Source organism: Janthinobacterium silvisoli, from assembly GCF_014200725.1.
Classification (GTDB): Bacteria; Pseudomonadota; Gammaproteobacteria; order Burkholderiales; family Burkholderiaceae_D; genus Janthinobacterium.
In genome coordinates, this window is sequence record NZ_JACHCL010000002.1 from 212,154 (window position 1) to 225,209 (window position 13,056).

Annotated in this window: 9 protein-coding genes; 6 read left to right on the top strand and 3 right to left on the bottom strand. The window is 61.4% G+C overall.

The features are described from left to right. Positions 1–53 precede the first annotated feature (53 nt). The 4 genes from HDE75_RS11140 to HDE75_RS11155 all read left to right on the top strand — a co-directional run bounded on the left by HDE75_RS11140 (position 54) and on the right by HDE75_RS11155 (position 5,339). On the top strand, positions 54–563 hold the full coding sequence (locus tag HDE75_RS11140) for a sigma-70 family RNA polymerase sigma factor (RefSeq protein ID WP_183677690.1): 510 nt from the start codon (positions 54–56) through the stop codon (positions 561–563). Continuing rightward, positions 560–1,558 (top strand): FecR domain-containing protein, encoded by a 999-nt coding sequence (locus HDE75_RS11145; protein ID WP_183677688.1) that lies wholly within the window; start codon positions 560–562, stop codon positions 1,556–1,558. The genes HDE75_RS11140 and HDE75_RS11145 overlap by 4 nt, the downstream gene beginning before the upstream one ends. 104 nt (positions 1,559–1,662) lie before the next feature. Then, complete coding sequence (locus tag HDE75_RS11150) at positions 1,663–4,140, top strand: TonB-dependent siderophore receptor (protein WP_183677686.1); 2,478 nt, start codon at positions 1,663–1,665, stop codon at positions 4,138–4,140. Between the two features lie 11 nt (positions 4,141–4,151). After that, positions 4,152–5,339, top strand: a complete 1,188-nt coding sequence (locus HDE75_RS11155) for a PepSY-associated TM helix domain-containing protein (RefSeq protein ID WP_183677684.1) — start codon at positions 4,152–4,154, stop codon at positions 5,337–5,339. Here the strand turns inward: HDE75_RS11155 and HDE75_RS11160 are convergent. After that, the gene (locus HDE75_RS11160; protein WP_183677682.1) at positions 5,336–7,393 is read right to left on the bottom strand and encodes a TonB-dependent receptor; all 2,058 of its coding nucleotides are present in this window, start codon (positions 7,391–7,393) and stop codon (positions 5,336–5,338) included. The two genes, HDE75_RS11155 and HDE75_RS11160, sit on opposite strands and share 4 nt — an antisense overlap. Positions 7,394–7,490: 97 nt before the next feature. Between HDE75_RS11160 and HDE75_RS26945 the strand changes: the two genes are divergently transcribed. Next, complete coding sequence (locus HDE75_RS26945; RefSeq protein ID WP_183677680.1) at positions 7,491–8,660, top strand: response regulator; 1,170 nt, start codon at positions 7,491–7,493, stop codon at positions 8,658–8,660. 5 nt (positions 8,661–8,665) lie between these two features. Here the strand turns inward: HDE75_RS26945 and HDE75_RS11170 are convergent, their stop codons facing one another. After that, positions 8,666–11,350, bottom strand: coding sequence for a polysaccharide deacetylase family protein (locus HDE75_RS11170; RefSeq protein WP_311735101.1), 2,685 nt, complete (start codon positions 11,348–11,350; stop codon positions 8,666–8,668). Positions 11,351–11,523: 173 nt separating this feature from the next. Here HDE75_RS11170 and HDE75_RS26745 point away from each other — a divergent pair, with 173 nt between their 5' ends. After that, on the top strand, positions 11,524–11,655 hold the full coding sequence (locus HDE75_RS26745; protein ID WP_260173950.1) for a hypothetical protein: 132 nt from the start codon (positions 11,524–11,526) through the stop codon (positions 11,653–11,655). Here HDE75_RS26745 and hmgA read toward each other — a convergent pair. Beyond that, the gene (hmgA, locus tag HDE75_RS11175; protein WP_183677678.1) at positions 11,652–12,947 is read right to left on the bottom strand and encodes a homogentisate 1,2-dioxygenase; all 1,296 of its coding nucleotides are present in this window, start codon (positions 12,945–12,947) and stop codon (positions 11,652–11,654) included. The two genes, HDE75_RS26745 and hmgA, sit on opposite strands and share 4 nt — an antisense overlap. Between the last annotated feature and the right edge of the window lie 109 nt (positions 12,948–13,056).

Below are 13,056 nucleotides of genomic sequence, written 5' to 3' on the forward strand. Positions count from 1 at the left end.
TCAATTGCATTGAAGTCCATCCGTCCTGCCGGACCATGGCACAGGAAGCTTGCATGGTTCACCCCGAATTGGAACTGCATCAGCAAATCAAAGTGCTTTATAGCGACCACCATGGCTGGCTGCAGGGCTGGTTGCGCCGCAAGCTGGGCAATGCCTTCGATGCGGCCGACCTGACGCACGATACCTATTTGCGCATCATCACGCGCGGCAGCGCTCCCCAGCCCGAAGAGTCGCGCCAGCAACTGGCGCAGATCGCCAACGGCCTGGTGGTCGACCTGTTCCGGCGCCGGCATATTGAGGCCGCTTATCTGGAAGCGGTGCGCGCCATGCCGGAAACGGCCGTCCCCTCGCCGGAAATGCACGCGCTGATCATCGAAGCGCTGGTGGAAATCGATACCATCCTGGCGCGGCTGCCGGCCAAGGTACGCGAGGCTTTTTTACTATGCAAGGTCGAGGGCCTGAACTACCGCGAGATAGCGCTGCGCCTCGATGTCTCGGTATCGTCGGTGGAAAAATACATGGTGCGCGCGCTGCTGGCCTGTTGCGCGGCGCAGCAAGCATGAGCATGTTGAACAGCCAGGCCGACAATACCCCCATTTCGCCAGCCATCATGCAACGCGCGGCCGAATGGATGGCGCGGCTATGGTCGGACGACGCCAGCGAGGCAGACGCCATCGCCTGCGCCGACTGGCGCGCTGCCCACCCTGAACACGAACGGGCCTGGGACAGGCTGCAACGCTTCACGCAGCAATTCGACACCATCCCGAATGTGGTGGTGCGCGGCGCGCTGTCCAAGCCGCCACGCCCTGGCGGTGCGGATCGCCGCCGTGCGCTGCAGCTGCTAGGCCTGGTGATCGCCGGCGGCGGCTCTGCCTTCCTGCTGCACGAGTCCAACATGTGGAAACGCAGTACCGCCGATTACAGCACTGCCCTCGGTGAAGTGCGCGCGGTGCTGCTGGCTGACGGCACGCACGTGGTGCTCGATACCGCCAGCGCCATCGATGTGCGCTACAACGATCACGAACGGCGCATCATCCTGCGCACCGGCGCCATTCTCGTTACCAGCGCGCCCGATACGGCTGCCATCCACCGGCCGCTGCTGGTGCAGACCGAGCAAGGCACGGCGACAGCACTGGGCACGCGCTTCAGCGTGCGCGCTGGCGATGGCGTGAGCAAGGTGGCTGTGTTCCAGGGACTGGTCGAACTATGGCCGGCACAGGCAAATATGGCCGGCGTGCGCTTGCGGGCGGGCCAGCGCGGCAGCTATGGCATGCATGCCGTGCACGAAGTAGCAGCCGTCGACGACAGCGCTGCGGCGTGGACGCAAGGCAGGCTGGTGGTCGAACGCATGCGCCTGGCCGACCTGGTGGCGGAGTTCAGCCGCTACCGCCATGGACTGCTGCGTTGTGATGAAGACGTGGCCAATCTGCGTGTGACGGGCGTATATTCCTTGCACGACATCGACCGCTCGCTGGAAAACCTGGCTTTGAGCCTGCCCGTGCAAGTGCGCTACCGCACGCGTTTCTGGGTTACGGTAGGTGCGCGCCAGCCAGCATGAAAAAATAAATCCAAATGAGTTGAAAATAAGTTGAGGGTTTTCTTGTCTCGTTCGGAATACGGGAAGAACAAACATTTCTTCTCACCGTACAAAGGACACCCTTCATGACAGCTCGCACGCCTGCGCCGACCAATCTGCGTCCCTCTGCCCTTGCCATCGCTATCCAGGCACTATTCCTCGCCGGTGCCGCCTATGGCACCCTGGCAGTCACGGCGCCCAGCACCCACGCACAAACATTGGACAGCGCGGCAGCCAAGCGCCCGTACGCGATACCGGCCGGTACGCTGGAACGTGCACTGACCAGCTTTGCCAGCGCAGCCGGGGTGGAATTGTCAGCCGATGCGGCGCTGTTGCAAGGTAAAAGCAGCCAGGGTTTGACGGGCAACTACACGGTGCGCCAGGGTTTTGAGGCCTTGTTGCGCGGCCAGGGCTTGCGCCTGGTGGCCGGTGCAAATGGTGCGTATGCACTGCGCGCCGAAGCGACATCTGCATCGGCGGCGGCCAGCATGGCATCGAGTGACACCACGGCCGCCACCCTGCCCGCCATCACCATCAATGCCACGACGGACCGTGAAACGGCCACCGGCCCGGTGCGCGGTTATGTGGCGCGCCGCAGCGGTTCAGCCACCAAGACTGATACGGCGCTGAATGAAAATCCGCAATCGATCTCGGTGGTGACGGCAGATGAAATCAGTGACCGCAATGCCGAATCGCTCGATGAAACCCTGCGCTACACGGCGGGCGTGACGCCGAACCAGCGCCCGCTGGGTAGTGACGATTCCTCGCTGCTGCGGGGCTTTACGATAGAGACGACCGGCATCCTGCAAGACGGCTTGCGCAATTCTGGTCGCACTTTCGGGGCAAGTATCGAGCCATATGGCCTGGAACGGCTGGAAGTGCTGCGCGGCCCCGCTTCGGTACTGTATGGTCAAATCCCGCCGGGCGGCGTAGTCAATGCCGTCAGCAAGCGCCCCAGCGCAGACGCGGTGCGTGAAGTGGGCATCGAATACGGCAGCTACCAGCGCCGCCAGCTGAAAGCCGACGTGGGCGGCGCCATCGATGGACAAGGCGCCTGGACTTACAGAGTCGTCATGCTGGGCCGCGAGGCCAATACCCGGCTGGACCACGACAGCGACAACCGTTTGTATTTCGCGCCCTCGCTGACCTGGCAAGCCGATGCCGATACGCGCCTGACCTTGCTGGCGCGCCATGAACGCGACAACCAGCAATACGCGTTTCCCAACCAGCTGCTGGAACCAGGCCCGCGCGGCCAGGTCGATCCGCACGTCAACCTGATGGGCTACGACAACCGTTTCAAGCGCAGCAACACCATGCTGGGCTACGAGTTCGAACACAAATTCAACGATACCTGGACCTTGCACCAGAACCTGCGCTACACGCGATTGAAAAACGAACGCACCGACATGTTCCCGCTGGGCCTGAGCGACGATGGCATCGTCAAACGCTACTTCCGTCCGGTCGACACGGAATCGACCAGCGTGCTGGCCGACACCCAGTTGCAGGCGCAGTTCGCTACCGGCGCCCTGAGCCACCATGTCTTGCTGGGTATGGACTATGCGAACTTCCGCAATACTGACGATTATATTTACCAGGTAGGCTTTATCGCGCCGCTCGACCTTTACCATCCCGTGTATGAAAAGCAGCTCAAGCAGCCCTCTAAAAATCCCACCATCGTCTACGCGCCTGCACGCCAGCTTGGCCTGTATGCACAAGACCAGTTGAAATGGGACCGCTGGGTGGTCACGGCAGGCCTGCGCCGCGACAAAGCTAACCAGTCGCAAACCACCACCAGCGTGCTCACCGGCGCGGTGCGGCCCGACTACGAACTATCGCCATCGGCCACCACCGGTCGTTTGGGCGCCGTGTATCTGTTCGAGAATGGCTGGGCGCCGTATATCAGCTATGCCAGCTCGTTTTCGCCCGAACTGGGCAAGGCCATCGATGGCGGCGCACTGAAACCATCGCGCGGCAAGCAGGTGGAAGCGGGGGTACGTTATGAACCCGTGGGCCAGCGCGCCAGCTACACGGCGGCCATATTTGACCTGGTGCGTAACAATGTCTCCACCGCCGCCATCGGCAATCCGGGCTTCCTGCTGCAGACAGGGCAAGTCACTTCGCGCGGGCTGGAACTGGAAGCGCGCACCGAGTTCGCCAGCCAGTTGAGCCTGATCGCCCAATACACCTACCTGGACACCAACATCAACCGTAGCACCAATGGCGACCAGGGCTTGCAGCAGCCAGGCGCACCGCGCCACAGCGCGTCAGCCTGGGCCCGGCAGGCATTCAAGGTAGCCGATACCCTGCCCGCCTACGCGGCGCTGGGCATGCGCTTCCTGGGCGCCATGCGTTCCAATTCCGATGGCGACAACCTCAATATCCGCAATGGCGGCATCACGCAATGGGATGCCGCGCTGGGCGTGACGCGGGGGCCGTGGCAGTTTTCGCTCAACGTCAACAACCTGCTGAACAAGCAGTCGCTGTATGACTGCGGCTACCTGCCCGGCCTGTGCTACCGCAATGCAGAACGCACGGCCAACGTCAGCGCCATGTACCGCTTCTGATGCCGCTTCAGATGCGCCCCGTCCTGGCAGCGCTGCACCGCTATGCCGGCCTGCTGATGGCCGGCTTTTTGATCGTGGCCGGCCTGACGGGCAGTCTGCTGGCGTGGAAGGATGAACTGGAAGGCGCGCTGCTGCCGGGCGTCTTCAGGGTCACGCCGCCCGCGCCGGGCGCGGTGCCGCTGGACGCCCTGCTGCTGCGCGAGCGGGTGGCGGCGCACTTCCCGCAGGCGCAGATCAGCTACGCACCGCTGTCGGCGCCTGCCGGCCACAGCATGCAGTTTTACCTGCCCCACCGCGACGATGCGCCGCTGGCCAGCGATGAAGTATTTGTCGACCCGTACACAGGCGCGATTTTGGGCCAGCGCCGCTGGGGCGAGATCAACCAGGGCCTGATCAACCTGCTGCCCTTTATCGAACGCCTGCATTACGCGCTGGCGCTGGGCGACACGGGTTTGCTGATCTTTGGCCTGATCGCCATCTTGTGGACAGTGGACTGCTTTATCGGCGCCGCCCTGACCTTCCCTGCCCGCCTGAAAAAACGCGCGCCAGGCGCCAAGCCATGGCTGCAGCGCTGGCGCCCTTCCTGGCTGCTGCGCCGCCACGCCGGCAGCTATAAACTGGTGTTCGACCTGCACCGCGCAGGTGGATTATGGCTGTGGGCGATGCTGCTGGTGTTTGCCTGGAGCGGCGTGGCCTTCAATCTGTATGACGTCTATGCGGCCGTGATGAAGCCCATTTTTCCCCATCAGCCCACCGAGGAAGTCGTGGCGCAGCATACGCCCACGCAGGGGCCGCAGCTGGACTGGCAAGCGGCGCGCATCCAGGGCCGCGTGCTGATGGCCGCGCTGGCGGACCAGCAGCACTTTTCGATTATCGAAGAAAACGCCCTGTCGTATGAGCGCGCTCTGGGCCTGTACAGCTACAAGGTGCGCAGCAGCCGCGACGTGCGCGAACAGAAGGGACTGACCACCGTCATCTTTGACGCGGCCAGCGGCAAGCTGGTGACTAGCTGGCTGCCGACCGGCACGGCCAGCGGCGACACCATCCGCAGCTGGATCAGCGCGCTGCACATGGCGTCGATGTGGGGCTGGCCCTTCAAACTGTTTATCTGCGCCATGGGCGTGGCGGTGACGGGCCTGAGCGTGACGGGAGTGTTGATCTGGCGCCGCAAGCGCCAGGGCAAACTCAAAAGAACTTAAAAAGCATACGCCAGGCTCAAACGCACCGAGCTTGGTTCGACCGGATGAAAATGCCGGTCGTTCACGCCATTGACGGCTTCGCCGGGCAGGCGCGAGGCGTAGTAATAATCGATGTCGCTGGCGCGCTTGTCGAACAGGTTGAAGACATCGAGCGAGATGCGCGTCTTGCGGTTGAGCTGGTAGGCCAGACGCGCATACGCCAGGGTGGTCGAAGCGGAGCGCACGGAGTTGTCTTCGATCAAAGGGCGCGGACCGAAGTAGCGCAGCTGGAAGGCGCCCGACCATGGCCCCTGGTCGCTCACCGTCACGCCGAACGAAGCCACCTTGTCAATCGAACCGGGGATATAGTTACCGAGCGGGTCGTCCTGCGTATAGCGCGAGCGCGAGGCGGCCAGGTCCAGGTCGAATAGCAGCCACGGCGCGGCGATGTAGTGGTTATTCCATTCGATGCCGTGGCGGCGGCTGGCGCGGCTCGGTTCCGTCTCCCCGGCGTCTCCCACGAACAGCAATTCCGAGGCGATATCGAGGCGCCAGAGCGCCAGCGAACTTTGCAGGCCCGGCAGCCATTCCGTGCGTGCCCCCAGTTCCATGCCCTTGGTAGGCACCAGCGGCGTGACCGGTGTCGAGACGCCACCGTCCGGCAAACGCGTTTGCGTGGTGCCGCGCGCGTCGTTGCTGTGAAAGCCCTTGCCATAATTGGCGAACAACTCAGTCTTGCTCCAGGGACCGAAGATCAGGGAGAGCTTGGGCGAAAACACATGGTCGCTGGCCGTGCCGCTATTGCCGTCTATGCTGCTATTCACATTGAAACGGTAAGCGTCATAACGCAGGCCCGCCACCGAGCGCAGCCACGGCAGCCATAACACGGTGCTTTCGCCATACAGGCCCAGGCTGCCCTCGCGCACCGTGTCTTCACGCACCGTGCTTTGCCGCACGCGGTCCAGCGTGTCATACAAGCCTACCGGCGAGAGCCAGTCATAACGGCCTTGCAGGCCCAGCTTGTTGCGCATAGACAGGCCCGCCAGCTGCGTGTTCCAGCTTTCGCTCATATTGAAACCGGCCACCGTGCGCCGTTCGCTTTGCTGAAACTGGTCGCCCTGCCCGGGATTATTCAGGAAATAGGTGAAGTTGCTGTACAGGTCCAGCCGCGAACGTATCAGATAGGCGTCGAACTCGAACAGCCGGTTATCGGTGCGCTTGCGCATGGCATAGGACAGGCTGTAGCGCGCCGTGTTGCCGCCGTCGCTGGGGTCGAGCGCGCCAAAGCGGCCGACCAGGCCGGCATCCACCGCGCGCTGCGGTATCTGGTCGGTGGAATTCCAGCTATTTTGATAAGCCATGGCAGTGACGCTATAACCATCGTCCTGCGTGCCCTGGCTGTAGCGCAGCAGAGCACTATATTTTCTGACGTTTTCCGGGCTGTCCCAGGGGCCATTGTTGCGGTTTACTTCCAGGCCGTACAGCAAGGTGCCCTGCCCCGCATCGACGGAATCGGCCACTACGCCGCGCAGATAACCATGCTGGCCGACAGAGATACTGGCCTGCCCTTGCGGCAATTTGTCGGCCAGGCGGATATGCGCGCTGCCGGCCGAAGCGAAATCGCCTTCGCTGGCAAAATACGGTCCCTTCTTGTAATCGATGCGCTGCACCAGTTCCGGGATCAGGAAGTTGAGGTCGGAATAACCCTGTCCATGCGCATGCGTGCGCATATTGACGGGCATGCCGTCGACATAGGTGGCAAAGTCTGTGCCGTGGTCGAGATTGAAACCACGCAGGAAATACTGGTTGGCCTTGCCGTCACCACTATGCTGGGTAACGATCAGCCCCGGCACGAATTCCAGCAATTCACCGGTGCGCAAGGCAGGCCGATTGACGATCAGATCAGTAGTGATGACACCCTGGCTGGCCGCATCCGAGGTGCCGACGGCATTGTCGTAATGGCCGCTAACTCTTACCGTGCGCCCCTCATCTTCTACCTCGGCTGCCGCATCAGAGGCCATGGCCAGCAATGCCAGGCTTAAAGCTGCCGCCAGTTTGCTTTTTATCAATCGCATTACGCCCCCAGTTTTTATGATGAAAGCAGCTACCCCGACTATATACGGGATGCGGCTTTCTCCGGATTCAATATTGTCAGCAAATTCAGGAGCTTTCGTGGACACCATCAGCACTAGCAGCCGGCCAGCCCTGGCACCCCGCAAGAAAGACGTGCTACCGCTGATCCTGTTATCCATCTTGCTGGCGGGAATCGTTTCCGTGATCGCTGGCGCCGCGCTGGCGCCGCAATACCGGGCCGTGCCCGCCCTGCTATGGAGCCTGGGCTTTTGCGTCAGCGGCATGTTGCTGGGATTTTTATTCGGCATACCCCGCACCCTGCCATCGGGCACAGTCAATGTCGCGCCCCCCGAAGCGCACGCCAACGACGGCGCCCCTGCTGCCAGCACAAGCATTGCTTCGGGCAATACCAGCAATACCCTGTTCCTTGGCACGCCAACGCCGATGGAAATCAATTCCAATCTGGTGGAAGTATCGGACTGGCTGACCAAGATCATCGTCGGCGTGGGCTTGATCGAACTGAAGTCCTTGCCGGCCACGGCCCGCGGCGTGGCCGCCTTCATCGCCCCCAGCCTGGGCGTCGATGCACCTACCGGCATGGCCGTGGTGGGCGGCATCATGCTGTTCTTTTCCGTGCATGGTTTCCTGATCGGCTATCTGCTGACGCGCATCTACCTGTCCATCATCATCAAGCGGGCCGATAGCATCGTCAAGAATGAATCGGTACGCCTGGAAAGCGGCAAGGAAATCGATGTGGCCGAACTGAGCCGCTTGCAGCAGAAATCGCTGGACGACTTGCAGGAAGCGGTGACACGGCTGCTGGTGGCGCCGCCGCCAGGTGGCGCAGACGCCGTGTCCGCCATGGCCAGCCTGCCCGCGGCCGTCAAGCCACTCAATAATCTGCTGTGGGTGGATGACCATCCCAGCAAGAACACCTTGCTGGTGGAACAGCTGGAAAGGGACAATATCAAGGTCGACCAGGCCGTGGCGAGCCGGCAGGCGCTGGCCATGCTGCAAAAGAAAGCCTACGACTTGATGATCACGGATATGGCGCGCCTGGAAAATGGCAGCGCCGTCAAAGATGCAGGCGTGCACACGGTGCGCGAGGCACGCCAGCTGAAACCCGAGCTGCCCGTCATCATTTACTGCAACAAGGACACGGCGGCCCTGTACAGCACGGAGGCGGAAGCGGCCGGCGCACGCTTCATCACCACCTCTGGCACCAGCTTATTGGCCGCCGTCAATAAACTGCTGCGCACCGCCCCCTGATACGGCTACAGCTTCTCCATCTTTTGCCGCACGGCCGGCGCCGTGGCCGAGGTCGGCGCCAGTTCCAGATAGGTCTGGTAAGCCGCCCTGGCCTTGGCTGCATCGCCGGCCTTGGCGTAAGCGTCACCCAGGTTCAGATAGGCGATCGCACGCGACGGGTCCATCTTGACGGTATTTTCAAACCAGCGGGCCGCTTCGCGGTATTTTTCCTGCTTGTAGAAAACAAAGCCCAGGTTATTGGCCGCCAGCGCAAAGTCAGGCCGCAGTTTCAGCGCTTCCGTAAATTGCGCTTCTGCCTGTGCGTAGTGCTTTTCCTTGTACAGCTGCAAGCCACGGTCGTTGGCCCTTTGCGCCAGCTGGCGCGCCGAGGTCGGCACGGCGCTTGGCGTGACGATCTTTTGCTCGCCGCCCTGCAAGTCCTTGACCGTGACGCTGGCAGCTGCCGGTTTGGCGTCCAGCTTGCTGTTCAGGGCAATCGCTTCCGTCGACAACTGCGTCGTATTAGGGCTGAGGAATTCCGTTTCGGCCGGCAATTCAAACACGAAGTCGCCCCCTTCCGAACCGGGCAAGCTGCCAAAGGCTGGCGTCTGGTTCGATACGCTGGACACGGCCGGCGCCACATAGGCCGCCAGTTCCGTGGCCGTAATCAAGCCATCGCCGTTCAAGTCGGCCTTGCCGGCCAGGCCTTGCAGCAAAGTCCAGGTGAAGACGGAGTGGCCGTTCGGGCCGCCATCGGCGACCAGCTGGTCGCCGCCGCCCGCTGTCAGCATTTGCCGGCCGATACGCTTGGCATTATCGCGCAAGAAATTGGTGGAACCGGCGCCGCGCGTCAGACCCAGGCCGCTGTAACAGGCATCCATCACAAAGAAGGCATGCTTGGCCGTCAGGCTTTCGGCAATATTCTGGATTTCCGTCATCGGTATCGCGTCCGTGGCAAATTGCGCCGGATCGGAATCGACCGGCACGATATAGCCGAGGTCGCGCCCCGAACTGAGTTTGCGCGTGGCGCCGTGGCCGGCAAAGAAGACGAAGATGCGGTCATTTCTTTGCACGCCGCCATGGGCAAGCTTGTCATGGAAGGCGGCCAGAATATTATTGCGCGTCGCTTCGGCGTTTTTCAGGGTCACCACGCGCTCGGCGGCAAAACCAAACTTGTCGATCAAGGTTTCGCGCACGCTCTGGGCGTCGCGCACCGCATATTGCAGCTTGGGCCACCTGGCATAATCGTCGATACCGATCACCACGGCCCAGGAATTGGCGTAACCCGTACTGACAGGCACTTTTTCAGCTGCCGGCACCGTGCTTTTCGCCACCTGGAAACTCGTGCCATCCCAGCCCGCGAATTGATAACCTTCCGCCACCAGGCGGTCCAGCACGGCTGGCAAGGCTTTTACCGTGCGTTCATGAATATCGTGGAACAAAATGATGCCGCGCCCCGCCTTGTCGACCGAGGCCAGCACCCGGTTCGTGATGGAACTGGGCACGGGGTCGGCCCAATCGAGCGAATCGATATTCCACATCACCGATTTCAGATGGGCACTGGCCAATGCCGCCATGCCCTCGCTATTGCGCGCCCCATACGGGAAGCGGAATAGCGCGGCGCGGTCCGGGCTGATGGCTTTGAGCAAGGTGTCGGTACCGAGGATTTCGCCTTTCAGCTTGTCACCCGTCTCCTTCGATAATTGCGCATGACTGAAACTATGGTTGCCCACGGCATAGCCTTCAGCCATCAGCTTGCGGGCTACTTCCGCGTTTGCGCCCAGCTTGGCATGCCCTTCCGCATCGATGGAACCCAGGTTGCGGCCCACGTTGAAGAACACGGCCGGTACGCCATATTGTTTCAGGATTGCGCTGATTTCTTCCGTGTAGCGGCGGTGCGGGCCGTCGTCAAAGCTCAGCACGATGGTTTTCTTTGGCAAACCCAGTCCAAAGATTTCCGCTTCGTCTTTTTTCACCTCAGGTTTAATCTCGCCGCCAGGAGGCACGGCATACGGCACGACGATGCCGTTTTCCTTGAGGATTTGCTCGCGGTTATACAATTTTTTCAGGTGCGCCACATAATCGTCCCAGCGTTCGCGCTTGAGCTCGATCGCGCGCTGGCCCAAGTTGCCAAAGATCTGGCGGATTTCCTTTTCATAATTGCGCTCGATCTCGCCCAGCGCATCGAGGTCTTCCGAAATGCGCTTGTGCACCTTGATCGCTGGCAAGGAGCCATCCCTGGCCACATCGGCCAGCATGCTTTGCAGCAGTTCGCGAAAAGCCAGCCGGTCCGCATCGTACAGGCCGGTATCGGATTCGATATACGTCAGCAGACTGTCGAGCGCCTCGAAGCGGCCCGGATTGCTTGATGCCGTCAGCTGGTCCAGCATGGCATCAAGTTTGGCGATGCGCTCCTGGTTTTCATGGAACAGGCTTTGCCCCACCTTGCGCGCCTGGTCGCGGGCGCCGTCCGGCAAGGATTGCTCATCGGCCAGCAAGACGATGATCTTGCGGAAATTGGCCAGCAAGTCGCGCAATTGCGCCGAAATGGCAGCAGCATCTACGGCGCCTTGCGGCGTTGTGGCAGGAGCGCCTGCATGGGGCGCAGCAGGCGTGCTGGTCGCGGCAGGACGCATGAATGTGTAGATGCCGGCACCGGCGGCCAGCGCCACGACCATGGTGGCGGCTATCTTGATCGGCTTGGAAGTCACAGGCTAGTCATTCCCTTCACATACTATTGAGCAAATTATTGCAGTGCAAACGCACAAGGCCCATTATTGTAGAGCACGCTTGGCAATTTGATCAGCCCGCTCTGATGGAAGTGGCAATATAATAGAGGATATATGCCGCATTGCAACACCAACACTCTGGGACAGGACAGACGATGAAAAAGAAACTCTGCGCAGGTGCGCTCATGCTGGGCATGGCGCTGATGGTGCTGCAACTGCGCGCGCATGCCGGCGATGGGATAGCCTCGGGCATGGCGTCGGCTGTCACCTGGGATGAAGAAGACTAAGGACGAAAATGCTTGCGCAGCCCCTGCCAGCATTCGAAATAATCGTTTTGCAGTAAGCCGCCATCGAGTGCAAACGGCGTGGGCCGGAGGATGCTGCGGGTTTCAAACATGAAAGCCATGGTGTCGCCCACTTTCACCGGCGTGGCCGTATCGCTGTGCGAGGCTTTTTCAAAGGTTAACGCATCGGGGCCGTGGCCTGACATGCAATTGTGCAGGCTGGCGCCGCCCGGCACGAAACCGGCAGCCTTGGCGTCATACACGCCATGGATCAGGCCCATGAATTCGCTGGCCACGTTGCGGTGAAACCATGGCGGACGGAAGGTATGTTCGGCGGCCAGCCAGCGCGGCGGGAATATCGCAAAGTCGATCGCACCGAGCTGCGGGTTTTCACTGGGCGCCTGCAGCACCAGGAAAATCGATGGATCGGGATGGTCGTAGCTGATCGAGCCTATCGTATTGAAGCGGCGCAAATCATATTTATATGGCGCGTAATTGCCATGCCAGGCCACCACGTCCAGCGGTGAATGATCGAGCGTCGTGCGCCACAGATGGCCGCCAAACTTGGCGACCAGTTCACATTCGCCATCGATATCTTCATAGGCCGCATGGGGCGTGAGAAAATCACGCGCATTGGCCAGGCCGTTCGATCCGATCGGTCCCAGCTCAGGCAGGCGGAAAGCGGCGCCAAAATTCTCGCAGATATAACCGCGCGCCTGGCCGTCCGGCAGGCTGACCCTGAAACGCACACCGCGTGGTATGACGGCGATTTCCTGCGGTTCCACTTCGATCAGTCCCAGTTCCGTGAAAATGACCAGCCTGCCCTGCTGCGGCACGATCAGCCATTCGCCATCGGCCGAATAAAAACAACGCTGCATAGCCCGGTTCGCTGCATACAGGTGTATCGCGCAACCGCTCATGACCTGCGCGCTGCCATTACCGGCCATCGTCACCAGGCCATCGATGAAATCCGTTTCAGCGTGTGCCGGTGGCAGCGGCAACGGGTCCCAGCGCAGCTGGTTCGGCGGCGTGGGGGGCATCGTATGGAAATCGCTGACGATGCGCGTATTGTCCAGCAAGGCAAACGGCCGGTGCTGGCTGGCGGGGCGGATACGGTATAGCCACGAGCGCCGGTTCTGCGCACGCGGCGCCGTGAACGCCGTACCCGACAACTGCTCCGCATACAGCCCCAGAGGGGCGCGCTGCGGCGCATTCTGCCCTTGCGGCAAGGCGCCAGCGAGTGCTTCGCTGGCAAATTCGTTACCAAAGCCGCTTTGATAGCGCGCCGCCGTCATGCTGCTGTCCTGTCTTTTGGATGATGCATGCTGTCTCCTTCATGCGTTTTTCGCTCATGATACGCCGCTTTTCAGGCAGGAGCCCAGACGTGAAAACGGCGGCGCCCTG

What these genes read in the sequence shown, in the direction of transcription:
- HDE75_RS11140 (WP_183677690.1), top strand. Translation starts at nt 54, where the DNA reads ATGGTTCACCCCGAATTGGAACTGCATCAGCAAATCAAAGTGCTTTAT.
- HDE75_RS11145 (WP_183677688.1), top strand. Translation starts at nt 560, where the DNA reads ATGAGCATGTTGAACAGCCAGGCCGACAATACCCCCATTTCGCCAGCC.
- HDE75_RS26745 (WP_260173950.1), top strand. Translation starts at nt 11,524, where the DNA reads ATGAAAAAGAAACTCTGCGCAGGTGCGCTCATGCTGGGCATGGCGCTG.
- hmgA (WP_183677678.1), bottom strand. Translation starts at nt 12,947, where the DNA reads ATGACGGCGGCGCGCTATCAAAGCGGCTTTGGTAACGAATTTGCCAGC.
- HDE75_RS11160 (WP_183677682.1), bottom strand. Translation starts at nt 7,393, where the DNA reads ATGCGATTGATAAAAAGCAAACTGGCGGCAGCTTTAAGCCTGGCATTG.
- HDE75_RS11155 (WP_183677684.1), top strand. Translation starts at nt 4,152, where the DNA reads ATGCGCCCCGTCCTGGCAGCGCTGCACCGCTATGCCGGCCTGCTGATG.
- HDE75_RS11150 (WP_183677686.1), top strand. Translation starts at nt 1,663, where the DNA reads ATGACAGCTCGCACGCCTGCGCCGACCAATCTGCGTCCCTCTGCCCTT.